This window comes from Tsuneonella sp. HG249, from assembly GCF_053819205.1.
The window spans coordinates 71,074-95,169 of the sequence record NZ_JBSOQY010000003.1; the positions used below are offsets into that span (position 1 = coordinate 71,074).

Sequence of the window (24,096 nt, forward strand, 5' to 3'; positions counted from 1 at the left end):
CGCGCGCAACAATGACATGGTCTAAATGCTTGGAAGCCGGCCAAGATCGGCCGTTTCACACGCCCGCTTCAGCCAAGTGCCTTGTCCATGATTTCCTCGGCCTTACGATGGAGTGCCCAGAAGTCGGGGACCGGTTCGCCGCTGACGCGTCGCTGGAGCACCGCCAAATGGGAGTGCCAGCCGCCTCCGAAGTCGCGCGCGTCATCACGCCCACGCAGGCCGGTGTGGGTCAGGACCAGGCGGGTCCTCCGACCATCCACGTCGAACAGCTCGAAAGTGACTTCTCCGGCGGCGCCCTCGTCCCACGTGAACGAAAGCAGGCGCGGCTCTTCCACCCGAATAATGCGCTCCGGCCAGCTTTGGCCGACGTGCTCCTGGTAACGCTCTGGCATCGGCACAGGCTCGTCGGAGAGATTATCGTGCGCCATGGTCATGCCGATCATGCCCCCGACGCGCAGATCGGTCGGACCACCCATGAACCATCGCGCACGCAATTCCGGATCGACCAGGTGTTGCCACACTCGCTCGATCGGTGCGTCAATCGTGCGTTCGAAGCGCAGCATCTCCGATGTGATGAGATCCGGACGGTTCATGCCTGTTCCTCCTTGAGAGCAGCTTCCAGAGCATCGAGACGGGTCGTCCAGAATTGCTGCCACTGCAGCAACCAGTCGCTGGCGTGCCGCAAATGGTCGGGGTTGAGGCGGCACATCTGTCGCCGCCCCACCTTGCGCCGCTCAATAAGGCCTGCGCGGGCAAGAACCTCGACATGCTTGGCGGCCCCGGCCAAAGTCATCCGGTAGGGCGCAGCGAGTTCGCTGACGGGTCTCTCCCCTTGCACGAGCGCGGCCAACATCCCCCGCCTAGTGGGATCTGCCAAAGCGGCAAAAGTGTTGTCGAGATGATAGTAAACCATATGGTTGAGTAACCGGTTCGACTTCGAGAGTCAACCAAATGGTTTATCGTTCCGTTGGATGGCCTGCCTACCTGATTCGCGCAAGTGAACTCCGCGCCTGGCGCGACCGCAGGCCTCCGAGGGCTCTTGGCTCAATCGGAAGGAAATGGTGCCAGAAAAGGACTCGCAAGAGCATCCTAACTGTTTGGCTTCATTACCAATTAGGGTCATGATTTTGACCGAGCCCCGATAGTGGCCCCTTGGCCCTCAAACCGAATAGGGTGCGAGTCCTCAGGGGGCCGATCGTCGTTGCGAATCGCCCGGATGACGTCCGCTGAGCGCCCAATTCCGGCCATCTATCCGTCTAAACTCAGAACCCGATAGCAGTCGCTGTACCGCCTCTCGGTTGGTTCAGGCTGAGGTGCTGCCCCTTCTCTTGCGTCTGCGCCAGGCATTGAAGCCGAGCCTGCTAGGAAAGAGGATGATCCCTGCGACAATCATGACGAGGCTCAGCGCGGTTGCGCCGATCAGCAGGGGTGTGTTGAAATCCTCGTGGTTCTCAAAATCCATGATGTGCAATGACCAGAGGAAGTCGAAGACTCGCCACAGTGTTGATCGCCTGGCTGTAACCGCGCCAGTATCCTGCGCCACATAAAGCGCTCTGTTCGCGTTATCATCAAAGTCCACCCGCCAGGCAGGCAGGGCCGCCCGGTATTCCGTCGACTCCTTCGTAACGAGTGAAACGCGGGCCGCGCGGCGGTTACCCGCATAGTCGGCCTCGGCGATTTCGCGAGCGAGGGCAGCAGAGATCGGAGAGATCACCCGGCCTGTTTCCAGGTCGTACAGACGCGGTCGCCCATCGTGCGGTGAAATCAGTGCAACCGGGGAACCCATCAGGGTCCGAATTTCGATCTTCTCGCCCCGGGCCTGACCGCCAATCCTTTGCAGCCCAGTCGCGGCCACTTCGGCTGAGACAGGCGCCGGAATGTCCTTTGCTTTGACGTGCTCTGATCGCACCTGTTCGATCGGGGCGATGGCGAAAAACAACCCGCTGACGAACCAGAACAGAACTTGGATGGCCATGAGCAGGGCGAGCCACTTGTGCACCTTGCCCGCGACCCGCGCTGCAGCCGACATTCACTCCCCCTTATGATCGAGAGGGAACTGGCAGCGCTCCCGCCAGCCCGCCCCCGCAACACAAATGCTAGACTGTCAGCAGTGACCCATCTCACGGTGCTCAGGCGTACATTCGGCAACCTTGGGCTCTTCAGCGGCCTTAGGCGTCGCTGTGGGGCGAACCGTCGGGGTAGGCTTCGCGGTTGCTGTTGCCCGCGGACTGATTGCGGCTCGCGGTGCGGATGCATTTGGGGTCGTGGCCTTCGGCGAGGCGGTTGTTTCCGGTGCCGTCGTAGGCGTGGGCTCTGGCGACGCCTCCGCTACCTCAGCAGCTTCGCTCGCTGTGGTGGCCTCGGGCTTTGCTTCTTGCCCTTCGGTTGTTTCGCTCTCTGAGCAGGCCGCCAGTGCGAGCGCGGTCGCGCCCAGTAGGCTAATCGCTAGTCGCCTCATCGTCATTCTCCTGATTGCGCGCTGCCGCGCCGGTTTCCCGTCCGAGTTCAAAATTCATGTGGTCCATGCCATGCACTAGGGCTGCCCCTAGCCAGCCTTGCACAAGCAAAACCACTGTGATTGCGGCTAACGCCAAGACCATTGTCCGACTGAACACCGAGCTCCGCTGTCGATAGGACCAGATCGCAAGAATGGCTCCCGCAATCGAAAGACCAGTGCCCGTCCATCGGTGCCAGAACTGCAACGCGTCATCTTGAGCCAGGGAAAAGCCTCCAGTAGCCAGCCGTGCGCCCCTGCAATCACGCTCGCCACGCCTGCGACGATGATGAGTGATCGGATCAGTTCGACGGTCTCGCCCCGCCGCCTGGCTAGAATGAGCGCAACGAGAGCAACGGGAAAAAGGGCGATAGGAAAGTGCACCGCGAAGGGGTGCGTCCGCCCTGCCCAGCTCATGACTCGTTGATCGAGCGTCTTCGGCGCAGCTGCCTCCATGGCAACGGCGTGATCCTCCATCATCTCGTGCATCGCAGCAGGTGTCATCTGGCTCGGCTGAGAAGTCACCTCCGCACGCTGCCGCGACTGCTTGTCGTGGTCCTCGTGAGCTGACGCCGGTGACATCGCCATGGCCATCAGCACAGCGAAGAGCATCGTTTGCAGCGATCGCACGGCAGTCAGAACCATGCCCGGACCCCTAAGAGGAAGAGCCAGCCTCCCGCGCGTTCACCGTTGAGGCGCCGAAGGCGTGCGGTATCGCCGAATGCGCGGTCATATTCGATGCCCACATAGGGCGAGAATGTCGGTGCCAATTGGTAGCGCAGGCGTGCCCCAAGCGCCGCGTTCGTCAGGCCAGCGCCTAAAGCAAGCTCTGGCACGTCCTGCATCGAGAGATCGATTTCGGCGCGCGGCTGAAGGATCAGGCTTTGCGTGATCCGAATGTCATGTTCGGCCTCGGCGCGGGCAGTGATGTCGCCCTTCGTCGATACGAACAGGGCTGCGTCCACCTCCCACCAATACGGAGCAAGCCCTTGAATACCTATCGTGAAATATGTCCGATCCGGGCCGCTGCGAGCGTCGTATCGCCCGCCCGCCTGCAGGTCGAACCAAGGATTGATCGCCTGGCTCCAGAGGGCCTGGATCTCCGCTTCCTCAATGCCGTGCTCGAACTCTCCTTCAAGCTCCGTCTTCAGCCACAGCTTGTCGATGTCACCACCATACCAGGCTTGGCCGTCAATGAGGTAGCCATCGTCTCCATCGTGAATGCGAGCTTCGATACGGTCGAACAGCACCTTGTACGCGAGCATCCCGCCATGTTCGCTGCGTAGGGTCTCACGCGCCATTGCCATCGCTCCGGCTCCATAGACGGCATCGGCAGCGTTTTCGGGGCCCCACAAAGCCGCTGGCGGCGGTGTGGCTATCGGAGGGTCATTCGATACCAGGGTACAATGCCCCATTGCCGCGTGCTCAGGCGCGCAGGCCGCCGCTCCAGCCGGGGGCTGTGGCGATTGCGCCGGGGGCTCTGCCGATTGCGCCAGTGGCGTCGTCAAGGTGCAGTGGCCCATCGCAGCATGTTCCGGCGAGCAGCTTTCTGCCGGTGCCGGGCGGGGCGTAACCGCTTGAGGGGGATCCTGCGGCAACGTGCAGTGCCCCATAGCCGCATGCTCGGGTGAGCAGCTCGCGGATTTAGGTGTCGGTGCAGATCGCTGCGGTGCGGACGGTGGAGGAAGCGTACAATGGCCCATGGCCGCGTGCTCAGGCGTGCACGCAGCAGCAGCTGGTTTCGCTGTTGCAGCGGGCAAAGTGCAGTGTCCCATCGCGGAATGCTCTGGAGTGCACGAAGGCGCAGCAGGAGCGCTGCTGGTCGCTTGCGAACGGTCCTGCTGGGCAAGAACAGGGCTGGCCGCACCGGCTAGAAGCAGTGCGATGAGCGTCTTCATGCCGGATCTCCGTCGAGAGGCCGCACCTTGACGACGCGCATCATTCCGGCGTGCATGTGGTAGAGAAGGTGGCAGTGAAAAGCCCAATCGCCGGGCGCATCGGCTGTCAGATCGAGGTCAATGTAGCCACTAGGCGAGACCCGCACGGTGTGCTTGAGCGGCTGATGGGCTCCATGGCCGTTGACGATCTCCCAGAAGTGCCCGTGGAGGTGCATCGGGTGAGTCATCATCGTGTCGTTGATCAGCCGCATGCGAACCCGCTCGTTGCGAGCGAAGCGGTAGGGCTCCGGATTTTCCGAAAGCTGCTCGCCATCCAGCGACCACATGAAACGCTCCATGTTACCGGTCAGATGGATTTCGATCTTTCGGGTCGGCTGGCGCGTGTCGGTGCGCGGTGTGAGCGAGACGAGGTCCGTATAAGTCAGAACCCGGTGTCCGACATTCTCGAGCCCGATGCCTGGGTGCCCGACGCGGTTCATCGGCATGGGAGCGATCGCATCCACTCCGACGCCAACCGGGAAGTCGACCTTTGACTTGTCGCGCATGTCCATGTTGCTGTGGTCCATCGAGGCACCAGCAGCGCTCGCCCCAGCTTCCGGCATGGCATGGCCCATGGCTGCGTGATCCGTCGCATCCGCGGTTGCCTCGGAGCCGTGGTCCATCATGCCCATGTCGGTCATCGTGAGGGTCGGACGCTCGCGTAGCGGGGGCACCGCTGCGCGCATTCCCGCGCGCGGGGCCAGAGTAGCAACCCCCATGCCCGACCTGTCGATTGTCTCTGCAACGAAGGTGTATGCCTGGTCGCGGGGTTGCACGATCACGTCGTATGTTTCGGCATTGCCGATCTGGAACTCATCGACCTCGACCGGGCGAACGTCGATTCCATCCGTCGCCACCACCGTCATCGGCAGACCGGGAATGCGCAAGTTGAAGGTTGTCTGCGCCGCTGCATTGATCATCCGCAGCCGCACTCGCTCACCAGCCCGGAATAGGCCTGTCCAGTTCTCCGCGGGGCTGTGGCCGTTGACTAGGAAGGTGTAGGCCGCCTCGGTCACATCCGAGATGTCGGTCGGGTCCATCCGCATCCGGGCGAACATCGCCCGGTCTTCGTCCGAGAGTTGCTCGGCTTTGCCGGTCAATCGATCCGCCAGCGTGAGCTTCTGGCGATTGAAGAAACCGCCTTCCTGCTTAAGCCGCGTGAAGATCGTGTGCGGGTGAAGGAAGCTCCAATCCGACAGCACGATCACATGCTCGCGGTCGTAAGCCACCGGATCAGCACCATCCGGGTCGATGATCAGGGGGCCGTAGTGGCCTACCTGCTCCTGCAGGCCGCTGTGGCTGTGATACCAATAGGTCCCCGCCTGCTTGAGCGGGAATTCGTAATCGAAATTCGAATGTACCTTGATACCCGGGAAGCTGACGCCGGGCACGCCGTCCATCTGAAACGGCACGATGAGGCCATGCCAATGGATCGAGGTATCTTCATCCAGGTGATTGTTCACCCGCAGCCGGACGTTCTGACCTTCCTTTAGCCGGATCAGCGGGGCCGGAATGGTGCCGTTGATGGCTATCGCGTGGCCGGCCTTCCCATCCACCGTGAACTGATGTTCCGAGACGGTCAAATCGACCACGGGCCCAGTCAGGGTGCCAAAGCCTTTCCGGGCGAGCCCGTGGCTCGTCGTCTGCGCCCACGCGGGGAACATCGATGACAAACCGAGCCCAGCGCCGCCAACGGCCGCGCCGCGCAGCAGGGCCCGTCGGCCCAATGAAAGCGTATTTTCCATAGTTCACACAGGTCGCTCTGCGACCTTCCAATCAGGCGGCGTTCGGGGACGACCGCTGGTGATGTCGTCCCCCCTCCGCAGGCCGAAGATTCAGTTGCCTTTGGACTCGGCAGGCGGCTGGTCGCCCTTCGTGGCTGCCATCCTTTCGCAGCAGTCCATCTTGCCGTTGCCGTCCTTGTCGGCGCAGCAGCCGTCCTTCATGGAATGGCCTTCTTGCGAGCCGCCCTGCGGCTTTTGGTGGTCACCGTGCTGAGTATGGCCCGACGAGGCTGGACCGTTGCTCGTCTGGTGCTGCGCATGGGCCGAATGGTCCATCTGAGCGGGCGCCGATTGAGCGGCGGCGGGCATGGCGAACGCGAGCGCGATCGCTCCAACTAGAAGCTTCATTTCATTTCTCCCGAAAACTCGAAATCAATAAGAGATTCGTGTCTCAGGCAGTTCGGGGAGGCGGGTCTGCTGATTCTGGATTTAGGCCATGGAGCGTGTCGATAGGCGAGTTCGCATCGATGACCGCAGCGCCGACTTTACGTTCGGCGATGCGGCTGCCAGGCGCTGCGATTGCAGAGCACGCCATCGCACAATCAGATAGGCAGTCGCTCTGTGAAGAGCCGCGATCACTCGGTCCTTCGTTCTCGCCAGCCATCTCGGCACAATGGGTCGCGTGGTCAGCTGATTGCTGCTCAGAAGACGCCGAAGCTGACGGGGTCAATGCCATGGATGGCCCGCCCCACATGCCGAGCGGCGCTACTAGCAAAGCCAAGATCAGCATGAAGCGGGCGGCAAGCATCGACACGAGGTAAGCCTTCTGGGAAGTTGTTGCAATCATCGGACCTTCGCCTGGTTCCTCACATTGCGTGCGTAGCGGCCGCAGCCAGTCCTAGCGCACCCAGCCCCATCCAGACGGCCATCGCGATCATCATCAGGTTCTCGGTCAGCGAGACAAAGCCAAGCGGTACGTTGCTCGAACCACCGACGCACGCGCATTTGAGTTCGCGCTTGTCGACATAAACGGCCTTGAACACCGACACGGCGCCGATGGTGGCTATAAACAGCGCGATGGGTACCGAGAGCCACGTGAGCGCCCCGGCCGCCATCAACGCCCCCGCCAGTCCTTCGGCGTACGGGTAGATGTGGCTGTAGGGGACCCACCGCTTCGCCAGCAGATCGTAGTTCAAGAACATCGTGGCGAATGTTTCGATGTTCTGAAGCTTGAGCAGCGCCAGAACGATCATGGAGAAGGCAATGAACCACTCGGCTGCGCGCACGGTAAAGGGGTATCCAAAGACCGCGTAGCTAACTGCTCCAGCCATCAGAGCCGTCATTGTGAAAAGAGCGATTATCGGCCGGTAGCTGGTACCCTTAGGGTCGGCGACCGGCTTGCCAAGGTGACGACGCAAATCGTCGTATCCTCCGATGCGCTCACCGCCGATGAAGATTTGCGGAGTGGTTTGGACGCCGTGCTCTGCTTTAAAGGCATCGGTTTGCTCGCGAGTGGTGAGATGCCGATCGTCGACCGCGTATCCTGAGCGCTTGAGCAGATCGACCGCTTTGAGCCCATAGGGGCAGGTGTGCGATTGCATTACCATCCGATGGATGACTGCGCTTTTCCGTCCTTGAATGGCGCCGATTTGGTCCGACATTTGACACTCCTTGTGATCTTGTCGGCGCGGATATAGGGTGCGTACTATGGTACAGAGTCAAGCGCCATCTTCGTTGACCATTGGCCGGTTGGCTTCTGCTGGCGGTGTCGGGGTCGAAACAATTCGATTTTATCAGCGCCGGGGACTTCTTGAGACGCCCTCGCGGGAAGTCGGCGTTCGGCGATACGGTGCCGATGATCTGCGCCGGCTGCGTTTTATCAGGCAGGCCCAGGCTGCGGGGTTCACGCTTGAAGAGATCAAAGAATTGCTAGATCTCGATGCGAGTGACGACCGCGCCCGCGTCCGCACGCTTGCGAAAAGCCGGATTGAGGCATTGGAAGCAAAGATCGCGGACCTTCAGAGTGCAAGAAAGTCTCTTCGGCGCTTGGCGGATGAGTGCGGAACCGGGACCACCGGACCTTGCCCAATCCTAACGTCGTTCGAGGCGAGCTAATTCGCCGTTGTCGCCAGCAGTGCACCACAAGCGAAGCGTGACGTGGAGCGCAAATTCGTTCGTACCTCTGGGTGCTTAGGAGCGGCAGCATTGGGTTTACTCGGGACGGCCGCTCCAATTCCGCTATCGGCCAAGGATCGGCTATTTGGCTGTGCGCTCCATCTCGACGTTCCGGGTGGCGAACGGCACATCTGTCAGCGGTCAAGAATGCTGCACCTTACTCGTGGTGAAGGCGCAATCCCATAGCGGCGAGGCCGAAGGTCGTTCTAAACGTTCGACTGAAATGGGCAGAATCCGCGAAGCCGCCTTCGTGGGCGGCCGCGGTAAGCGAACTTCCTGATGCGTATAATGCTACGGCCATCTCGATTCGCAGCCACAAAACATATGTCTTGAAAGGCAATCCGGTCTGCGCGACGAAAAGGTGGCGTGCTCTACTAGGCGATAGGCCAACGTCTCGCGCAGCGGCGAGCAGACTTATTCTGTCGTCGAGATTACGCTTCGCATAGTCAATCATCGCCAGCACCCGAGGGTCGGGCATCCTCGGCAATTCGGTTGGCTGCAGCGCATTCAAGACAGCTTGCCCGACGCATTGAAGCTCCACTTCGGGCGCTCCCCGCTCAAAACATTCGCGAAGCGTTACCAGCGCCTCTGCCAATGGGCCTTGGGTGATGCCTGCCCAAGACTGATCCTCGAACAAAACGTTCTTGATCGCAGCGCCGACTAAGCTCTCGGGCGCAATGAACAGAAACGCCACCGCGCCGCTCGCCCGAAAGCTATGTTGCGTATCTGAACCGATCGCCGCCACGGGGCCGGCAAGCTTTTCGCGACCGACGTTGATCTCGAACCAGCCCTTGAGTCGGAACGTAACCTGGATCGCATGGTGCGAATGCGGGTGCACATTCGCAGTCTCTTCGCCCTCGAGCATCCAAAGGGCCGCGCCCTCCCAAACCACGATCCTTCCTTGGCCGACAACCGGCACGGTTCCCTACTCCCCCTGAGCGGCCTCATGCTCAATACAGGTCCCGATCACTTGGATTCAGATTAGCCGCTACGTTCAAGTCTCAACCCGATTCGAAGGTTATCCCACGAACTCCACAAACCGAAGAAGGAGTTCAACATGACCGAGAATTGCAAATGCAACCCCTGCAACTGCACCCCAGCCTGCAAGTGCGCCACCGCTGCCAAGGCCTGCAACTGCGGACCGTCGTGCAAGTGCGATCAGTCCTGCGGCTGCGCAAACTGACGGAAATGCGGCGGAGCGGCCGGTGACGGAGAAGGGGGTATGTGTCCCCAATCGCTCGACCTGACTGCTTCGCCGCCATCCGCCACCAAGACAAAGATCTAAGCAGAAGGAAGCAAGAGATGGGCTATTTCATGGGGATTTCCCTCGCAATCGCGGTTGGTGCCTTTCTCACTGCGTCCGGCATCGATCGAGATCGCTCAGTGTATCCTGTCATCTTGCTTGTGATCGCCTCTTACTATGCTCTTTTCGCTGTCATGGGAGACAGCGCAGCGTTGTCGCGAGAGCTCGCCATCTTTTTCGGCTTTGGCCTTGCCGCCACTATCGGCTTCAAGACAAACTTGTGGATGGTAGTCGTGGCCCTTGCGGGGCACGGACTGCTCGATTGGTACCATCACGGGTTGGTTGAAAATGAGGGTGTGCCTACCTGGTGGGCGATGTTCTGCCTGAGTTTTGATGGAGCCGCTGGAGCTTACTTGGCTGGGCGACTCGTTTCCCGGAAGATCAATGCATCCGATCCTTTGACGTTTGGCACGCGGATCAAAGTTGATGTGGACGCCGAACTGGCTGCCGCCCGGTTGGCTGAACTCGGCGGAGATCCGTGCGCCGCCTTCCAACACTTGGAGCGCGCGCACATATTGGGTCAGAGATCGACAGTGCATCATGTTCGAGTGCATTGGCACATGCTGATGTGGTCAATTCGCCGCCAAAGCTTCCGAGAAGTGGTGGGCCAGACTTTCCGAGTTTCGGCAGCGGCAGGCGTGACGTGGGCCGGTCTCGTCCCGCACGGCAACACAGGGGGCGCCGACGTCAGCCCGTTCAGACCCATGAATATCCCGCCTGACCTCAGAGCGGCCATCGAAAGCGCGCGCTTCCCAAATCAATGTGCCCCAGTCCGGCTCTGATTGGGCGCGAATGACACAGCGCTCATGGCACGCAGGTCGTTGTCTGCATTGCCCTTGCAATCGCTGAAACCGGACAGGCCGCAAACGGCCCAGCATCTGACCGGCCGCTCTGTTTCTCTGAAGGCCATTTCGGCCGTGGAGAAATGCCATGGGCTACTCGCAATATAATCCATCGATGCACGGTCGGGCACCTTGGGACGCCGGCAAGACCGTCGGTGCCAAGCGTCCGCTGACGCAGAAGCAGATATGGGCGATCCCCGGGAGCGTCGTGCCTACATTGTCGAATAGCTGCTTATTCTGGTTTGCTGCGGCACCACATGTCGGTCCACGTCTGGTTGAGTTCGTGGGCCTCGCCAGTTCCAACGGTCCAGGAATCGCCGTAATTGAGGCCGAGCGTCGCAAGATACTCGGCGTAGTAAGCGCGCGACAAACCGAAACAAGACTCGTGGTCGACCCGGTCCCAGAACCTCACAGCGCCCTGACCGGCATCGCGTCCCGCCGATTGGGAGCCGGGCTCATTCCCGTGGGGTCGGGCGGAGACAGGACTGGACAAAATCGCAGTAATCATCGTGACGGCTAAAAACTTCATGTGGCTCTCCCTTTATCGATCAAATCGATGAACCGGAGAGCTACTCGATCGATCAAATCGATGAACCGGAGAGCTACTCGCCTTTTCTAGAAATCAGGCTGCTGCGAACCTGCGTGACAATACCTAAGCGGCGGGCGGCGACCATACTCCACCGATTAAACATTATTTGATCAGGGGACAGGAGCCCGCGCCAGGAGAGTGCCGCCGGGGAAAGGCATGGCATTACAGACTCGCCTCAAGACGTAATCTCACGGCGTCTGCTGAATGGCTGGCTCCCAACTTGTTCATCATATTCGCGCGGTGAATCTCAACAGTCCGAGGACTGATCTGGAGCGCCTTAGCAATCGCCTTGTTGCTGCTGCCCTGCGCGAGCCACTCGAGCACCTCTCGCTCGCGGACAGAAAGATTGTCTATTCGGCTTCGAGCCTCGATCATCCGGCGGCGCGCTGCAGCCGTTGCCTCTGCCTCATGAGAGATGCTCAGCAGCATTTGCGACAGCTGGCTGGGATCCAGGGGGAGTCGAAGGTAATCTAAGGCACCGGCCTTCACTGCGGCCACCACGCGGGAAGTCTCTGGCGCTTCGTCTATGGCTACCACTGGCAGCCACACTTGGTACCTGCCGAGCAACTCGATTGCAGCCTCGATTCCGCCTTGCTCGAAATCATCGCGCACAACCGCGATGCCTCGCTGAGGAGAATGCTCGCATAGCTCGACGACGTCCGCGTAAACTTCGGCATGATGCCCGAGTGCAAGAGTGGTTCGGGCTAGATGGCCCCGCATTCGGGCATCGGCGTCAACGAAATGGATTACTTGGCGTTTGAACATGGCGGCCCCCTTCTTATTCACATGACAAAAACGATCGCCCCAGCAAGCCCCATCGCGGCGGCACCGATCACAAGGCCCCAAACGAATGCTGCACCCGATTTGGCGGGGCGCAGATGGGCCTGAGGGTTGCCGAGTGCCGCTCGTACGCGTGCGCGCTCCAGCGCTTGTCGGTTTGCTTCACGAACATGCTCCCGCGTGCCGGATAGTTCACCTGCTTGAGACAAGGCACACCGAAGGCTATGATTGGTGGGCGCGTTCATGAGCGGCTCTTCGTGCTCGGTTCTCGGGAGAACTTTGCGGTGCAGGTTGGCGCAGCTGCGATCGGGTCGGCCTCGGCCCACCTCGTTGCGAGCCGGCGCATGCGGACGCTATATGGTCTACCGTTTTTTGTCTGGCGGACCGTCACTCTCATGGGGCATCCTCGAACACAGCCGCGACAAGCACACGCCCGGCAGTCGTGGGTCGGATAAGCGTTACGCGACCGTCAGGACCAGTTCGGTCGCGCTGGATCAAGCTTCGCGCGGCAAGGTCGTCAATCATCCGCAACAGGGTAGACTTCGGCGCGCCGGCGACCTGAGCAAGCGCCGTTGTAGGAAGGTGTTGTCCACTCTCTTCGGCAACAAACAGCTCAAGCAGGATCGCCCATTGCTGATCGGTGATGCAGCTACGGGGTATGCGCACGCGGCGGCGATGAAGGATTTCCAGCTCCGCGGCTGCTCGCCCCAAGACGTCGTCTTCTGGGACCTTCGAATGAAGCGGGAGACGCGCTCTCACGCTGCCGCACTGCCCGGTGGGTCAATGAGTCCTGCGCGCCGCATACTGACCAGGGTCGCAGCCCCGACAATAAGGTGATCATGGATCTTGAGTTGTAAAGGACGGCATAGCGCAACGAGCATGCGTGTCGCCGCAATGTCATCCGCACTCGGGGTGGGGTCGCCCGAAGGATGGTTATGGATTAAAAGCAGGCCACTCGCTCGGCTCGCGAGGGCAACTTCAATCAGATCGCGGTAGTCGAGTTCGATTCCTCCGTGGGTTCCTTCGCGCTGAAGGCTCGACGAGTAGCGTCCTTTGCTGTCGTGGAGTGTGACGATGAGCGTCTCGCTTCGGGCGGCACTGAGTCCAGCGAAGGCCTGCGCCAAGAGGGCTCCGTCCCCTGGCCAAACAAGGTCGGGGACGATTTCAAATGCCTCTTTGCCCGAACGCGGCGCCGGTAGTTCGCCGTGCCGATCGCGAGGACGATGTAGACGAGCAATGTCGGCACGCTCTTGAGCACCGAGTAGGCCCACGGATCTACAGGCAGGTGTAGCACACGCGCGAAGTGCGCGGACAGGCTGAGCAACTGCAGGGCTGCGGCTATTAATGGCCAGTACCTCCTGGCGCGGAGCCCGATCCACACGAAGCCGACAAAACCGATGAGGTCTTGTGTGAGCGCGAGCGGATCTAGCCCGGTGAACCGCACTGGCATCAGGGGATGGACTGCCACTCGGAAAGCGAAGAAGGCGAGGAGCAAAAGCACCGCGATCCGTTCCGCACCCCCGCCCCTGAACCAGGCGAAAGCAAGTGATGACACCATGACTGCGTAAAAGGCGGTGAGAAGGACCGCGGTCATGGTACCCTACGGCTCATGCGGCAGCGCGATCCTCGTCGCGATGCGACCCTTGTTGCGGCGGACAGTCCATTGGGGTGTCGGCGGTCTCGGCAATGCGGCGAAGATCCTCGTGAGCACGGATCAGATCTTGGCGCGCCTCTACGAGCTTTGCCTGAGCGGCGGCCACACGCGCGATGGCGCGGTGTCCGGTCGCGGCTGGGCTGCCAGTTTCGACTCGAGCGTTAGTCATCGCGGCTATAAGCCCACCCGTGTGTGCAAGCACGGCGTCGATGCCGTCTTCACTAGCGGCGAGCCCGCGGCCGATGCGCAACGCAGCAACTTGAGGTGTCATTTCTTCGTCTCCATGGCCAAAGCCAGTTAAGTCAGGACGAAGGCGTTCTCAGAAGAGGTCGTTGAGTACTTGTGCAGTTGCCACCACTACCAACATCACCATTCCAAAAAGGATGCCGATGATCGGAATTGCCGCAATCCGCCAAACCTTTCCATAACGACGGTCGAGAGCCTCCAGACCCTTCGGAGCGAGGCTATCCCGGAATCCGAACGGCTCGGGAGCGAGCACATCTGATAACCGGAAATGCGCCGAATCCGGCAGGTCCGCTACGGGCTCTGAAGGCACAATGAGGTAGTCGTCACCGGACGGAATTTGGGAGGGATGAATTTCATCCCCCTCGCTCAAGCGCGTAAATACCTGCGCTGTCTCGTAGCGGTCGGTCGTGCTCCACTTCGCGCGGATCGACGCGAGATGTTTGTTGACGGTGTTTTCGTGAATGCCCAAGTCGCGCGCGATCGCCTTACTGGTTTTATGTCCAGCGAGATGAGCAAGCACGTCGAGCTCACGGTCAGATAACTGCTGCAAGGATCGGTCGGAGGTCCGACTGCCAAATGTCGTCTGCACGGTGACACCCATATTAGGAGGTAACCTAACTTCATTCAACGTTCAAACCGCGGTTCGCATCCGGTATTAGACACGAACGATTCACACATTGATTATTCAGGTTTTCATATTCCTGGGGAGCTGGGATACCGGTCGGCGCGCCTACTCCACCCGTTAACGATACAGGCGAACTGAGCGGCAAACATGATGTGATTGTTTGTCGCGCCATAAGCTGTGGCGATACGTCGCCATGGTAGGCGCGCCAAATGTGTTAGCGATTCTTAGCGAGCGGCCCGCGAAGCCGAGAACGTAGCTGCGGCGCGTGCCCAGTCCCGTAGCCCCAAGGCGAGCGCTCCCGCATAAGCCGTAGCCTCATGATCGGAGCTGAGGGTTGACTCGGGAAACAAGTCGCTGGTGACCGACGCTATCGCAAACCCATGGACACCGCGGCTCACCATGTAATGCGCCTTGCCGAATAGCTCCAGCGCTGCCTCCCTCTGTGCGCCGCAAGCCAGCAGCGATTCGATTTGTTGCCGACTGCAGGGAGGCCCTAGCGCTGCCCCGACTTCAGGCGGTGCGATGCACAGTGCTTTGTGAAGCCGCAGAGCGAGATGAGGGAACGTGGCGTCATTGGAATCGGCAAGCGCCTCGGCGACGCGCTCGATCTCGATCCGCCAGTGGCTTTCAAGCATTAGCGCCCCCTGGCAATCCTTAGACGTGTTAGGTCCAATATGGCCCTATCTGCAAGAGTTAGCGCTGCACCAGATCATTCTGCCGACTGGCGGCTTTTTGCAGTCGCGACCTCCAAAGCAGACCATCTGCAGGCGGCCCATAAGCTGCCAAGTGGCAACGCGCCCAGGGCCGGACGTTCGGCTGATCATCAATGATGTCCAATAACGGACGTACGTTGTTCGCAGAGGCGCGAAGCCCTCTCAGCTAAGGGCACGGTTGGATCTCCAATTTTGCCACCGCATAATCAAAGACGAAACGCTGACGCTCTGTCGTGCGCATTCGCTGTCCCGTGGCCAACTTCGATGCAGGCAGGCCTCCATCGATGGCCGCGGCTTCGACTATCGTTTCGATCAAAGCCGCCTCTGGCCATGCCGCACAGTATCGCGTTCGTCCGTTTCGCCAACACGCGACTGCTCCGTCGTTGGCCACCAGTTCTGGCACCGCGTCACCTTCTAAGTGATCGAGCCAGTGGGCTATTTCCCAGCCCGCGCCGGCGGATGCCAAACCAGGCCTCAGGCTTTCGCTCAGGGTCACCCGCCCTCCGATCAATTCTCTGAGATGACCCGGAGGGAGGCTTGCTGGGATAGCGAATTCTTCGTTCCGACTGCCGGTCCGCGGGCCAATGACGACCTGTCCGCCGTAATTTCGCAAATTCTCTGCGAGTACTTCCGGCACAATCGGTAAGCCCGGGATCACTACCAGCCCATAGTCTACGAGCGAAGCGTCGGGCGGCAGAATGTCGACGTTCAGCCCGAGCCGGCGCAGCGCCGTATAGCAAGCAAACGCAGCCCAAAGTGCGGAGCGGCCTTCGCCCTGGGGCTGAGTCGCGGTCACCCACTCCGCATCGTAAGCAAAGATCAGCGCCGCGTGTCGCAAGGGAGCTCCCATCGGACCGAGCTCCGCCAGAAGCTCTCCCGCCTCGCGCGCTTCATCGAGACCGGGCGCCGGCGTGCTGTCAGGCCGCAACAAGCCGGCGTGCATCTGTTCCTGGGCGAAAGGCGCCTGACGCCACCGGAAGTAGCTGACCAACTCGGCGCCGTGGGCAGCGGCTTCGATCGTCCATAGCTTGACCATGCCCGGCAGCGGCGCCGGGTTGTATCGTGCCCAGTTGACCGGACCCGGTTGCTGCTCGAGCACCCACCATCGCTCGGCCCTCGCGCAGCCCCGATACAGATCGTGGTGGAAGGCCGCGATGTCCGGATGGCCTTGTCGGGCGTACTCAAGCTTGTCGGCCTCAGCGAAAGGAAACTGTTCGAGAAACCCGAGGGGATAGCTGTCCCACCCGATCGCATCGAGATCGGCGCCTAGCGCGTGATGATCGTAGTCGGTGAAGAAGCCCATCGCATTGTGGACCACGTCGCGCCCCGGCGACAGTGCGCGGATGACATCCGTTTGAGCACGATTGAAAGCAATGACCTGATCGGAAGAAAAGCGGCGAAACGCCAACCAATGCGCGGGGTTGGCCTCGGTGACCGTCAGGTTCGGCAGTTCGATTTCGCCGAACGAGCGATATTCCATCGACCAGAAGACGTTTCCCCATGCCGAATTGAGCGCTTCAACCTCGCCGTATCTCGCCGCCAGCCATGTGCGAAAGGCGCACCTGGCCGCGTCCGAGTAACTGAGGACCGTATCGTGGCAGCCGTATTCGTTGTCCGTCTGCCAGGCGACGACCGCGGAGTGATGCCCATATCTTTCCGCGACCGCGCGCGTGATGCGCACCGCTTCGGCGCGATATCCGCCATGGCTGAAGCAGTAATGCCGCCGCGATCCAAACCTGCGCGGCCGGCCGTCACGGCTGATCGGAACCATGTCTGGCATTCGGTCGACCAGCCACTTGGGCGGCGTGGCGGTTGGCGTGCCGAGGATGATCCCATGACCTTCCGCGGCCAAAGATTCTATGGCGCGATCAAGCCAGCCCCACTCGAACCGGCCTGGCTCCGGCTCGATGCGCGACCAGGCGAACTCGCCGATACGTACACGAGTTATGCCCGTCTCGCGCATGCGGCGAGCGTCGTCTGCCCACAGCGCCTCTTCCCAATGCTCTGGGTAGTAGCACACGCCGAGTCGGCAGGGCTGGTCGCCGATCATGCTGCGGGCTTGTCCGAGACCGCGAAATCGGTCAAGAGTCGTTGACGATAATTACAATAAGGGGTGGGCATGCAAATAGCTATCGTTGTCGCGTTGATGGCGGCAATCGCAGCCCTGACGATCTATCTCACGAAGCGCGGCGGCGGGACGGATGGTGAGTCGGCCAAGGACGTTTATCTCGCGTCTGGCCGCCTCAATTGGCTGTATGTTGCCGGCTCGATCACCCTCACCAACCTCTCAACCGAGCAGCTGGTTGGTATGAACGGCAACCAGATGCTGCTACTCGCCTGGTGGGAGTTGTGTGGCTTCATCGGTCTGCTGATCCTCGCGTTCGTCTTCGTGCCCATATATTATCGCTACAAGTGCACCACCGTGACCCAACTGCTCGAGCAGCGATACGGGGGCGGGAGCATCCGCACGTTGATCAGCGGCATATTCTTGATCGGCAACATCCTCATCTACCTGCCGGCGGCGCTGTATTCCGGATCGCTGTTTCTCGGTTCGATGCTGGGCGTGGATTGGCCGCTGTGGTGGTTCGCCGCGCCGATGGCGGTGATCGCGGCGCTCTACACGATCACCGGCGGTCTCAAGGCTGTCGCGGTGATGGACACGATCAGCGGCATCGGCGTCCTCGCAGTGGCCTTTCTGGTCGTGATTCTGGCCATGAACGCGATCGGATGGGACCTGTCGGGCATCCCGGGCGAGCGCCTGAGCATGATCGGCGACCGCGACTCCCCGATCCCCTTCCACACGCTGTTCACCGGCATGGTCTTCATCCAGATCTTCTACTGGTCGACCAACCAGAACATCACCCAGAAGGCGATGGCCGCGCCGACCGTGCGCGAGGCTCAGAAGGGCGTGTTTGCGGCGGCCGCGGTGCGGATCCTGATCGTGCCCGCGATAGTGGTCATCCCCGGCGTGGTCGGCTTTAAGCTGTTCGGCGACGCCGACGACGCGACTTATGGCCGGGTGGTCGCCGAGGTACTGCCGGAATGGCTATCCGGCGCGTTCGCGGCAATGATGGCGGCGGCGGTGATCGCGCACACCGCGGCGATCCTCAACAGTTCGGTGGCGCTCTACGACGTCGACTTCCACTCGAAGTTTATCCGCCCGGTTGCCAACCACTGGCGGCTGGCCGCGGTGGTATCCGCCATTTTGACCGTCACCTCGATCTTGATGGTCCCCGCCTTTCAGGGCGCCAAGAGCATCATCAATCTACTGCAGCAGCTCAATGGTCTTGCCTCGATGCCGATTTTGTCCGCATTCGTCGTGGGCCTGCTGTTTCGCGGTGTGGCACCGGGCGCAGCGGTCGCCGGGGTGGTCTGGGGCGTGGCGTTCTACGGCGCCTACACTTTCTGGTGGCAGCCGGCCGGGTTCGTCGGCCTGCATTACATCGACTTCATGGTTGTGACGCTGGCGAGTTCTGTGGTCGCAGCCCTGGCGTTCAACCGCCTTGCGATGGGCAGGCGCGCGGAATGGATCGGTCTGTCGTTATGGCGCGGGACAACGCCCGTCGGGGAGACCGAGAAAGCGACCTAGCGCGGCGTTGGCGGCGGCCGGGTCCTCGAACGGGGTCCAGTGGCCGACTCCCGGCAGCGTAACGGCCTCTAGCGAGGCTGCGTGATCGCGCGCGCGCTGGGCCAAGGGAACGAAGGTGCGGTCATCGCCGCCCTCGACAAGCAGCACAGGCACCGCCGCGCGCGCGCCGGCCGACGGCCACGCATCGCGGAGCGGGTCGATCGCATCGAAGGCAGGAATGTTGGCGCGGTACCAGCCGACTCCGCCATCGACGGTCTCGACATTGAGCGCGTTCTGAAACAGCTTGCCCTCTGTCTCGGTGAGCGCGCCCTTGGCGACCATCTGCCCGTACGCGGTCTTGAACAAGCTGTCCGCCACTCCGCGGGCGGCAATCGTGCCGCGATCAAGGCCCCGCAAGGTCTGCATGTAGCCCGACCGCGACCGTTGTTCTGGATCGGCCGCGATCAGCTCCAGAAACAAATCGTAGGGCGGCGCGCTGAACACAGCGAGCCGCTCGACTCGCTGCGGCTTCCATTCGGCGTACGACCACGCGAGTGCGCCGCCCCAATCGTGACCGACCAGCGTTACCTTCTCATTGGGGGCGAGCTCCGCAATCAGGGCGTCCAGACGCTTCGCAAGATTGGCGACGCGGTACCCTTCGTCGCTCTCCCCCCGACCCGAAAGCCCGGTACCGGGCGCATCGATGGCGATCACCCGCCGGCACGCACGGAAGGCGTCGAGCTGGTCGGCCCAAGTGTACCAGAAGCTGGGAAAACCGTGGACGAAGACGACGGTCGGGCCACGGCCGGCTTCGACATAGTGAATCCGCTCGGCGCCTTCGCCTGACCAGCGCTCGCCATAGATTCCGCCCCCGGTCTGGGCGTCCATGTGCGCGACCGCAGGGTCGACAAACGCCGGCGTCGAGGAGGGAGCAGTCGCGCAACCCGCGAGCAGGAGGGCGGCGATGGAAACAGCGCGCATTGACAACCTCACGATCAATTGTATCAACCGTCAATAAGGGAGCCGAAGTCGAATGCCAACTCTGCGTGCATTACTGGCTCTCGTTTTTGCGTTGATTGCCGCCGCCTGTGCGCAAGGGGAGGCTAGCCGGGACAAGCCCATTGCGCAAAGCGGACAAGCGGCGCTCGCCGAGCGGATTTATACGGAGCGCTGTGCGGGGTGCCATGACAAGGGGGTAGGCGGCGCACCGCTGCGCGCCGCGCTGGAAGATCGCAGCCCGGACTTCATCAAGGCAGCGTTGTTCTCCGGAGTTATGAAGGCCCAAGCCCAAGGGCTGAACCCTTACGACATCAGCATACTTGGTGAACACCTCGGCCGCGGCGCGGCAGTCCCCGCGGCCGCTGGCCCTAGGTGCGAAGGCTCGCTTCGACTGTCGGGTGCACCGCTGTGGAACAGGTGGGGAAATGGCCCCGCCAATGCGCGCTTCCAGTCGGCCCAGAACGCTGGCCTCGACGCCGTCAACGTCGGCGAGCTCGAGCTTGCGTGGGCATTCGGCTTCCCTGGCGCCCAGCGCGCCAGGTCGCAACCGGCGGTCACCAAGGAAGCGCTGTTCGTCGGCAGCCAGTCCGGCCATGTTTACGCCCTGGGCCCGCGCGACGGATGCACCTGGTGGACCTACGCCGCCGGCGCGGAAGTCCGCACCGCCCCTTTGCTCGGAGGTGGCCCGGATGGCCGCCGCGCTCTCTATTTCGTGGACTTCAACGCCAAAGTGCACGCGGTGGATGCGCAGAGCGGCAAGCCGCTGTGGACCGCCAGCGTCAAGGATCACCCCGATGGGACCGGCACCGGCAGCCTCGCGCTGCACGATGGGGTGCTGTTCGTGCCGATGTCCTCAACCGAAGTTTTGAGTGCCTACGACGACAAATACGCCTGTTGTACTTTCCGCGGCGGAGTGACGGCGATCAATGCGGCCACCGGAAGGCGTAAGTGGCGCTGGTACAGCACCGCAGAGCCCAAGCCGGCGGGCAAGACCCGCGCGGGAGCAACGATCATGGCCCCGAGCGGCGCGCCGGTGTGGGGCACGCCAACGGTCGATGCCAAGCGCGGCCTGCTCTACGTCGGGACGGGTGAGAACTACTCGTCGCCGGCCAACGGCAACAGCGACGCGATTGTCGCGCTCGATCTCGCGAACGGCCGTCCCCGTTGGGTGCAGCAGGTGACGAAGGGCGATGCTTGGAACGCCGCGTGCGGCGCGGTCGGCGGAGCCAACTGCCCGAGCCAGGACGGCCCCGATTTCGACTTCGGCGCGCCGCCGATCCTGGTGAAGACGGCGTCCGGCAAGGACCTGTTGCTCGCGGGCCAGAAATCTGGCGAGATCTACGCGCTCGATCCCGATGATGGCGGCCGCATCCTGTGGCGCGCGCGCGCAGGAATGGGCGGCTTCAACGGCGGGATTCACTGGGGCATGGCCACCGATGGCCGCACCGTGTGGGTCCCGATCGCTGACACCCCGGGGAACCGTTTCGCCAAGGGCCCGCCCCGGCCCGGGATCCATGCGTTCGACGTCGTTACCGGCAAACCGCTGTGGTCGCGTATCGAGCCGCCCACTTGCGGGGAGCGGGGCTTTGCCTGCACCACGGCGCTCTCGGCCGCGCTTACCGCAAGCCCGGGAGTCGTGTTCGCGGGCGCCCACAATGGCCGGCTGATCGTCTACGACGCCCGAAGCGGCAAGCCCCTGTGGACGGCCGAGACCAACCGCGCGTTCACGACCGTCAACGGTGTCGAAGCCAAGGGCGGCACCATCGATGGCCAGGGCCCCGTGGTCGCCGGGGGGATGGTGATCGTCAATTCGGGTTACGACAAGTTCGGCGAGATCGGCGGCAACGTGTTGCTGGTGTACCGGCGCAAGGGAGACCGGCCATGAAGCCATTCGCAGCGATGCTCGCACTGGCGCTGACCAGCTGCGCCACCATGCCGGAACCAGTTCCGACCGCCCAGGTCGCGGCGCCGGACGCCATCAAGGGCGTACACCATGTCGGCATCACCGTGTCCGACATCGACGACACAATCGCGTTCTACAGCAAGGCGGTCCCCTATGAGCTCGTCGAGCGCAAGCGCATCCCGGCGCGAGCCTTTCCGACTGCTCTGCTCGCCAAGCGCAGCGGAGACGTCGAGGTCGCGCTGATCCGCACGCCGACGGTATTCCTGCAGCTGATCGATGTCGATCCGGCGCGCAAGGAAGGGCCGGCGCGCCGTCCGGTGATCGGCCCGGGTTATACCCACATATGCTTCCAGACGCCCGAAGCCGCACCCGGATACCACCGGTTCAAGGCCATCGGGCTCGATATGCTGTCGCGCGGTAGTGGCCCAGTCGACCTGGGTGGATATGGGGTCACATACGCCTACGGGTTCGATCCGGACGGCATCATGATCGAGATGGAGCAACTCAGCCCCGCGGTGATCGCCGCGCAGGGCGTGACCGGTGCGCGTCGCTCGCAGTATCCAGCGTGGGCCACGCACCTCGCCAACGTCCCCGGCGACAAGCCGGCAATGGTGGCGTTCTACTCGAAGATCCTCGGCTACGGTCCGCGGCGCGAACTGCCGCCGACCCGGCGCAAAACCTTCGATGATGTTGTCGCCATCGACAACATCGAGGTCTCGGCGAGCTGGTTCGATGCCGGTAATTTCGAACTCGAGTTCTGGCACTACAGCCATCCGACCACCCCGCATCGCGTAACTCCACGGATGTTCGACGAGATCGGCTACAACAGCCTGATGTTCGAAGTCACCGACCTGCCGGGCACACTCGCCCGGCTGGAGCGCGAAGGCGTGACGCTGATCGGACAGACGTTCGAGCTTGCCGGCTTCCGGGTACGCTACGCCCGTGATCCCGAAGGGAATATCCTGGGGTTCCAGCAGAACATGTCGGCCGGAATGGGTCGCTCGATCGACGCCATGCTGGTGACAAACGGTCGGACGCCGTCGACGCCGCGCACTTGATCGCGGTTGCTGGATTATCCGCGCGGCTTTGCTAGTCTACGTCGCATGAGCAGCACTGCCACAAAGCGCCGTACCCGGCTCGATCCCGAGCAGCGCCGCTCGTTGATTCTCGATCATACCGCCGAGATCATTGCCGCCGAGGGAGTTGCAGCGCTGTCGATGGAGCGCGTGGGGCGCGAGGCCGGGATCAGCAAGTCGCTGGTCTACAACTACTTCCCGAACCTCGGCGAATTGCTAAGCGAATTGCTCCAGCGCGAATTGCGGCGACTGCGTCGCATGCAGGGGGAAGCGGCCGAGGGCGCGACCACGTTCGAGGGCCTCGTGCGCGCCGTGACCCATGTATATCTCAAGTACATCGAGGAGCGCGGACTGATCATCGAACGCTTGCAGTCTGAGCCGACGGTTAGCGCGATCCACGATCCGACCGAATACGGCCGCGAGGCGGCGGTCGACTATCTCGCCGACATCGTGATGCGCCATTTCGACCTGCCGCCGGAGGTCGCCCGCGCGGCGACCGACATCAGCTTCGGCCTTCCGGCGTCGGCCGGGGCGTACTTGCTGCGCCACGGGATGAGCCACCAGGAACTCGAAGACCTGACGGTGACGATGATATTGGGTTCGATGACCGCGCTCAAGACCGAGCACATTTCGCGCATGCAACCGCTCAAGCGGGAGCCGCGCATCCGGCCCTTGTAAGCTGGGTTACATCGGGAAGATTGACTGGCCCCCGTCGATCACGATCGATTGACCGGTGATCAAGTTGCTCGCCCGGCTCGCAAGAAACACCGCGATGCCTTCCATGTCTTCGAGTGTCCCCAGCTTGCCCGACGCCGTGCGTCGTTTGCAGGCGTCCTGAAATGCCTTGGGTGTGTTGAGCGACATCTCGGTTTCGATGAAACCGGGCAGGATGGCGTTGGCCTGGATTCCCAGCGGGGCGAGCTCGATCGCGAGGGACCGGACAAGACCCGAGACCGCGGCTTTGGTGGCCGAGTACGATCCGCCCGGCAAGCCGAGCAGCGCGGCGATCGAGGAGGTGACGACGAGTTTGCCGCCCGACTTCTGCGCCGCGAACTGGCGCGCCGCGGCACCGAATGTGCTCACGACACTGTCGACGTTGAGGCGCTGGGTATGGGCCCAATCGGCGAGTTCGAGGTCGAGAAATGGCTTGCGGATCCCCGCTCCCCCGGCGTTGGCGAAGCATGCGTCGAGCCGGCCGAACCGGCTCACCGTCTCCGCCATAGCCGCGTTGACCGCTGCCGGGTCCATGACGTCGCAGACAAAACCGTCCGCATCAGCGCCCAGAGCGCGGAGCTGCGCGACTGCTACCTCGTTCCGGTCGGCCTTGCGGCCCCATACCGCGACATTGGCGCCCGCCTTGGCCAAGCCGCGCGCCATCCCGAGGCCTAGACCGGCATTGCCGCCGGTAACGAGCGCCACCCGTCCGGTGAGGTTGAAGAGATCATTCATGCGCCGTGCTTTCCAATAT

General features: G+C 62.1%; 27 protein-coding genes. 8 read left to right on the forward strand and 19 right to left on the reverse strand.

The annotated features are described in order from the left end of the window. Window positions 1-68 precede the first annotated feature (68 nt). From ACWPM1_RS13300 to ACWPM1_RS13340, 9 genes are all read right to left on the reverse strand, one after another. Entirely contained in the window at window positions 69-593 is a 525-nt protein-coding gene (locus tag ACWPM1_RS13300; protein WP_455695389.1) for an SRPBCC family protein, read from the reverse strand. Beyond that, a complete protein-coding gene (locus ACWPM1_RS13305) occupies window positions 590-913 on the reverse strand; it encodes an ArsR/SmtB family transcription factor (RefSeq protein WP_455695390.1) in 324 nt (107 codons plus the stop codon). The genes ACWPM1_RS13300 and ACWPM1_RS13305 overlap by 4 nt, the downstream gene beginning before the upstream one ends. 390 nt (window positions 914-1,303) lie before the next feature. Next, entirely contained in the window at window positions 1,304-2,029 is a 726-nt protein-coding gene (locus ACWPM1_RS13310) for a PepSY domain-containing protein (RefSeq protein ID WP_455695391.1), read from the reverse strand. A 555-nt stretch (window positions 2,030-2,584) separates the two neighbouring features. Next, complete coding sequence (locus ACWPM1_RS13315) at window positions 2,585-3,139, reverse strand: hypothetical protein (protein ID WP_455695392.1); 555 nt, start codon at window positions 3,137-3,139, stop codon at window positions 2,585-2,587. Beyond that, entirely contained in the window at window positions 3,130-3,795 is a 666-nt protein-coding gene (locus tag ACWPM1_RS13320; RefSeq protein ID WP_455695393.1) for a copper resistance protein B, read from the reverse strand. The genes ACWPM1_RS13315 and ACWPM1_RS13320 overlap by 10 nt, the downstream gene beginning before the upstream one ends. Before the next feature lie 593 nt (window positions 3,796-4,388). Then, window positions 4,389-6,176 carry a copper resistance system multicopper oxidase gene (locus ACWPM1_RS13325; RefSeq protein ID WP_455695394.1) on the reverse strand — a complete coding sequence of 596 codons (1,788 nt, stop codon included), beginning with the start codon at window positions 6,174-6,176 and terminating at the stop codon, window positions 4,389-4,391. Between the two features lie 90 nt (window positions 6,177-6,266). Next, complete coding sequence (locus ACWPM1_RS13330) at window positions 6,267-6,563, reverse strand: hypothetical protein (RefSeq protein WP_455695395.1); 297 nt, start codon at window positions 6,561-6,563, stop codon at window positions 6,267-6,269. A gap of 43 nt (window positions 6,564-6,606) precedes the next feature. Beyond that, entirely contained in the window at window positions 6,607-7,002 is a 396-nt protein-coding gene (locus ACWPM1_RS13335; protein WP_455695396.1) for a hypothetical protein, read from the reverse strand. A gap of 19 nt (window positions 7,003-7,021) precedes the next feature. Beyond that, window positions 7,022-7,816 carry a MauE/DoxX family redox-associated membrane protein gene (locus ACWPM1_RS13340; protein ID WP_455695397.1) on the reverse strand — a complete coding sequence of 265 codons (795 nt, stop codon included), beginning with the start codon at window positions 7,814-7,816 and terminating at the stop codon, window positions 7,022-7,024. Window positions 7,817-7,862: 46 nt separating this feature from the next. Between ACWPM1_RS13340 and ACWPM1_RS13345 the strand changes: the two genes are divergently transcribed. After that, on the forward strand, window positions 7,863-8,270 hold the full coding sequence (locus ACWPM1_RS13345) for a MerR family transcriptional regulator (RefSeq protein ID WP_455695398.1): 408 nt from the start codon (window positions 7,863-7,865) through the stop codon (window positions 8,268-8,270). 217 nt (window positions 8,271-8,487) lie between these two features. On the opposite strand, the gene ACWPM1_RS13350 is transcribed toward ACWPM1_RS13345, so the two are convergent. Then, a complete protein-coding gene (locus ACWPM1_RS13350) occupies window positions 8,488-9,195 on the reverse strand; it encodes a helix-turn-helix domain-containing protein (RefSeq protein WP_455695399.1) in 708 nt (235 codons plus the stop codon). A gap of 437 nt (window positions 9,196-9,632) precedes the next feature. Between ACWPM1_RS13350 and ACWPM1_RS13355 the strand changes: the two genes are divergently transcribed. Next, the gene (locus tag ACWPM1_RS13355) at window positions 9,633-10,415 is read left to right on the forward strand and encodes a DUF3703 domain-containing protein (protein ID WP_455695400.1); all 783 of its coding nucleotides are present in this window, start codon (window positions 9,633-9,635) and stop codon (window positions 10,413-10,415) included. 292 nt (window positions 10,416-10,707) lie between these two features. Here ACWPM1_RS13355 and ACWPM1_RS13360 read toward each other — a convergent pair whose 3' ends face one another. Beyond that, on the reverse strand, window positions 10,708-11,004 hold the full coding sequence (locus ACWPM1_RS13360) for a hypothetical protein (protein WP_455695401.1): 297 nt from the start codon (window positions 11,002-11,004) through the stop codon (window positions 10,708-10,710). Between the two features lie 222 nt (window positions 11,005-11,226). After that, window positions 11,227-11,829, reverse strand: a complete 603-nt coding sequence (locus ACWPM1_RS13365; protein ID WP_455695402.1) for a response regulator transcription factor — start codon at window positions 11,827-11,829, stop codon at window positions 11,227-11,229. 372 nt (window positions 11,830-12,201) lie between these two features. On the opposite strand from ACWPM1_RS13365, the gene ACWPM1_RS13370 reads away from it, so the two are divergent. Continuing rightward, on the forward strand, window positions 12,202-12,681 hold the full coding sequence (locus ACWPM1_RS13370) for a hypothetical protein (RefSeq protein WP_455695455.1): 480 nt from the start codon (window positions 12,202-12,204) through the stop codon (window positions 12,679-12,681). On the opposite strand, the gene ACWPM1_RS13375 is transcribed toward ACWPM1_RS13370, so the two are convergent. Both ACWPM1_RS13375 and ACWPM1_RS13380 read right to left on the reverse strand, forming a co-directional pair. Then, window positions 12,600-12,920 carry a JAB domain-containing protein gene (locus tag ACWPM1_RS13375; protein ID WP_455695454.1) on the reverse strand — a complete coding sequence of 107 codons (321 nt, stop codon included), beginning with the start codon at window positions 12,918-12,920 and terminating at the stop codon, window positions 12,600-12,602. The two genes, ACWPM1_RS13370 and ACWPM1_RS13375, sit on opposite strands and share 82 nt — an antisense overlap. Continuing rightward, window positions 12,827-13,438, reverse strand: a complete 612-nt coding sequence (locus ACWPM1_RS13380) for a hypothetical protein (RefSeq protein ID WP_455695456.1) — start codon at window positions 13,436-13,438, stop codon at window positions 12,827-12,829. Before ACWPM1_RS13380 ends, ACWPM1_RS13375 begins: the two co-directional genes overlap by 94 nt. Between ACWPM1_RS13380 and ACWPM1_RS13385 the strand changes: the two genes are divergently transcribed. Beyond that, window positions 13,437-13,799 (forward strand): hypothetical protein, encoded by a 363-nt coding sequence (locus ACWPM1_RS13385; RefSeq protein WP_455695403.1) that lies wholly within the window; start codon window positions 13,437-13,439, stop codon window positions 13,797-13,799. The genes ACWPM1_RS13380 and ACWPM1_RS13385 overlap by 2 nt on opposite strands. An 18-nt stretch (window positions 13,800-13,817) precedes the next feature. Here the strand turns inward: ACWPM1_RS13385 and ACWPM1_RS13390 are convergent, their stop codons facing one another. The 3 genes from ACWPM1_RS13390 to ACWPM1_RS13400 form a co-directional block, all read right to left on the reverse strand. Further along, complete coding sequence (locus ACWPM1_RS13390) at window positions 13,818-14,345, reverse strand: response regulator transcription factor (protein ID WP_455695404.1); 528 nt, start codon at window positions 14,343-14,345, stop codon at window positions 13,818-13,820. Window positions 14,346-14,593: 248 nt separating this feature from the next. Beyond that, complete coding sequence (locus ACWPM1_RS13395) at window positions 14,594-15,004, reverse strand: hypothetical protein (RefSeq protein ID WP_455695405.1); 411 nt, start codon at window positions 15,002-15,004, stop codon at window positions 14,594-14,596. Window positions 15,005-15,248: 244 nt separating this feature from the next. Further along, a complete protein-coding gene (locus ACWPM1_RS13400; protein WP_455695406.1) occupies window positions 15,249-17,132 on the reverse strand; it encodes a beta-galactosidase in 1,884 nt (627 codons plus the stop codon). A gap of 69 nt (window positions 17,133-17,201) precedes the next feature. Between ACWPM1_RS13400 and ACWPM1_RS13405 the strand changes: the two genes are divergently transcribed. Continuing rightward, entirely contained in the window at window positions 17,202-18,671 is a 1,470-nt protein-coding gene (locus ACWPM1_RS13405; protein ID WP_455695407.1) for a sodium:solute symporter family transporter, read from the forward strand. Here the strand turns inward: ACWPM1_RS13405 and ACWPM1_RS13410 are convergent. Then, window positions 18,624-19,631, reverse strand: a complete 1,008-nt coding sequence (locus ACWPM1_RS13410; protein ID WP_455695408.1) for an alpha/beta fold hydrolase — start codon at window positions 19,629-19,631, stop codon at window positions 18,624-18,626. The two genes, ACWPM1_RS13405 and ACWPM1_RS13410, sit on opposite strands and share 48 nt — an antisense overlap. Window positions 19,632-19,683: 52 nt before the next feature. Between ACWPM1_RS13410 and ACWPM1_RS13415 the strand changes: the two genes are divergently transcribed. From ACWPM1_RS13415 to ACWPM1_RS13425, 3 genes are read left to right on the forward strand one after another with little or no spacing between them, the layout of a single operon-like run. Beyond that, window positions 19,684-21,534: an outer membrane protein assembly factor BamB family protein gene (locus ACWPM1_RS13415; RefSeq protein WP_455695409.1), complete on the forward strand. Its 1,851-nt coding sequence runs from the start codon at window positions 19,684-19,686 to the stop codon at window positions 21,532-21,534. Continuing rightward, window positions 21,531-22,610 carry a VOC family protein gene (locus ACWPM1_RS13420; protein WP_455695410.1) on the forward strand — a complete coding sequence of 360 codons (1,080 nt, stop codon included), beginning with the start codon at window positions 21,531-21,533 and terminating at the stop codon, window positions 22,608-22,610. The genes ACWPM1_RS13415 and ACWPM1_RS13420 overlap by 4 nt, the downstream gene beginning before the upstream one ends. 45 nt (window positions 22,611-22,655) lie before the next feature. Beyond that, complete coding sequence (locus ACWPM1_RS13425; RefSeq protein ID WP_455695411.1) at window positions 22,656-23,306, forward strand: TetR/AcrR family transcriptional regulator; 651 nt, start codon at window positions 22,656-22,658, stop codon at window positions 23,304-23,306. 6 nt (window positions 23,307-23,312) lie between these two features. On the opposite strand, the gene ACWPM1_RS13430 is transcribed toward ACWPM1_RS13425, so the two are convergent. Continuing rightward, window positions 23,313-24,077 carry an SDR family NAD(P)-dependent oxidoreductase gene (locus ACWPM1_RS13430; protein WP_455695412.1) on the reverse strand — a complete coding sequence of 255 codons (765 nt, stop codon included), beginning with the start codon at window positions 24,075-24,077 and terminating at the stop codon, window positions 23,313-23,315. Window positions 24,078-24,096 lie beyond the last annotated feature (19 nt).

Bases quoted from the DNA above. Each gene is read 5' to 3' on its own strand.
- ACWPM1_RS13300 (WP_455695389.1), bottom strand. From the start codon at position 593: ATGAACCGTCCGGATCTCATCACATCGGAGATGCTGCGCTTCGAACGC.
- ACWPM1_RS13305 (WP_455695390.1), bottom strand. From the start codon at position 913: ATGGTTTACTATCATCTCGACAACACTTTTGCCGCTTTGGCAGATCCC.
- ACWPM1_RS13310 (WP_455695391.1), bottom strand. From the start codon at position 2,029: ATGTCGGCTGCAGCGCGGGTCGCGGGCAAGGTGCACAAGTGGCTCGCC.
- ACWPM1_RS13315 (WP_455695392.1), bottom strand. From the start codon at position 3,139: ATGGTTCTGACTGCCGTGCGATCGCTGCAAACGATGCTCTTCGCTGTG.
- ACWPM1_RS13320 (WP_455695393.1), bottom strand. From the start codon at position 3,795: ATGGCGCGTGAGACCCTACGCAGCGAACATGGCGGGATGCTCGCGTAC.
- ACWPM1_RS13325 (WP_455695394.1), bottom strand. From the start codon at position 6,176: ATGGAAAATACGCTTTCATTGGGCCGACGGGCCCTGCTGCGCGGCGCG.
- ACWPM1_RS13330 (WP_455695395.1), bottom strand. From the start codon at position 6,563: ATGAAGCTTCTAGTTGGAGCGATCGCGCTCGCGTTCGCCATGCCCGCC.
- ACWPM1_RS13335 (WP_455695396.1), bottom strand. From the start codon at position 7,002: ATGATTGCAACAACTTCCCAGAAGGCTTACCTCGTGTCGATGCTTGCC.
- ACWPM1_RS13340 (WP_455695397.1), bottom strand. From the start codon at position 7,816: ATGTCGGACCAAATCGGCGCCATTCAAGGACGGAAAAGCGCAGTCATC.
- ACWPM1_RS13345 (WP_455695398.1), top strand. From the start codon at position 7,863: ATGGTACAGAGTCAAGCGCCATCTTCGTTGACCATTGGCCGGTTGGCT.
- ACWPM1_RS13350 (WP_455695399.1), bottom strand. From the start codon at position 9,195: ATGCTCGAGGGCGAAGAGACTGCGAATGTGCACCCGCATTCGCACCAT.
- ACWPM1_RS13355 (WP_455695400.1), top strand. From the start codon at position 9,633: ATGGGCTATTTCATGGGGATTTCCCTCGCAATCGCGGTTGGTGCCTTT.
- ACWPM1_RS13360 (WP_455695401.1), bottom strand. From the start codon at position 11,004: ATGAAGTTTTTAGCCGTCACGATGATTACTGCGATTTTGTCCAGTCCT.
- ACWPM1_RS13365 (WP_455695402.1), bottom strand. From the start codon at position 11,829: ATGTTCAAACGCCAAGTAATCCATTTCGTTGACGCCGATGCCCGAATG.
- ACWPM1_RS13370 (WP_455695455.1), top strand. From the start codon at position 12,202: ATGGTCTACCGTTTTTTGTCTGGCGGACCGTCACTCTCATGGGGCATC.
- ACWPM1_RS13385 (WP_455695403.1), top strand. From the start codon at position 13,437: ATGGTACCCTACGGCTCATGCGGCAGCGCGATCCTCGTCGCGATGCGA.
- ACWPM1_RS13380 (WP_455695456.1), bottom strand. From the start codon at position 13,438: ATGACCGCGGTCCTTCTCACCGCCTTTTACGCAGTCATGGTGTCATCA.
- ACWPM1_RS13390 (WP_455695404.1), bottom strand. From the start codon at position 14,345: ATGGGTGTCACCGTGCAGACGACATTTGGCAGTCGGACCTCCGACCGA.
- ACWPM1_RS13395 (WP_455695405.1), bottom strand. From the start codon at position 15,004: ATGCTTGAAAGCCACTGGCGGATCGAGATCGAGCGCGTCGCCGAGGCG.
- ACWPM1_RS13400 (WP_455695406.1), bottom strand. From the start codon at position 17,132: ATGATCGGCGACCAGCCCTGCCGACTCGGCGTGTGCTACTACCCAGAG.
- ACWPM1_RS13405 (WP_455695407.1), top strand. From the start codon at position 17,202: ATGCAAATAGCTATCGTTGTCGCGTTGATGGCGGCAATCGCAGCCCTG.
- ACWPM1_RS13410 (WP_455695408.1), bottom strand. From the start codon at position 19,631: ATGCGCGCTGTTTCCATCGCCGCCCTCCTGCTCGCGGGTTGCGCGACT.
- ACWPM1_RS13415 (WP_455695409.1), top strand. From the start codon at position 19,684: ATGCCAACTCTGCGTGCATTACTGGCTCTCGTTTTTGCGTTGATTGCC.
- ACWPM1_RS13420 (WP_455695410.1), top strand. From the start codon at position 21,531: ATGAAGCCATTCGCAGCGATGCTCGCACTGGCGCTGACCAGCTGCGCC.
- ACWPM1_RS13425 (WP_455695411.1), top strand. From the start codon at position 22,656: ATGAGCAGCACTGCCACAAAGCGCCGTACCCGGCTCGATCCCGAGCAG.
- ACWPM1_RS13430 (WP_455695412.1), bottom strand. From the start codon at position 24,077: ATGAATGATCTCTTCAACCTCACCGGACGGGTGGCGCTCGTTACCGGC.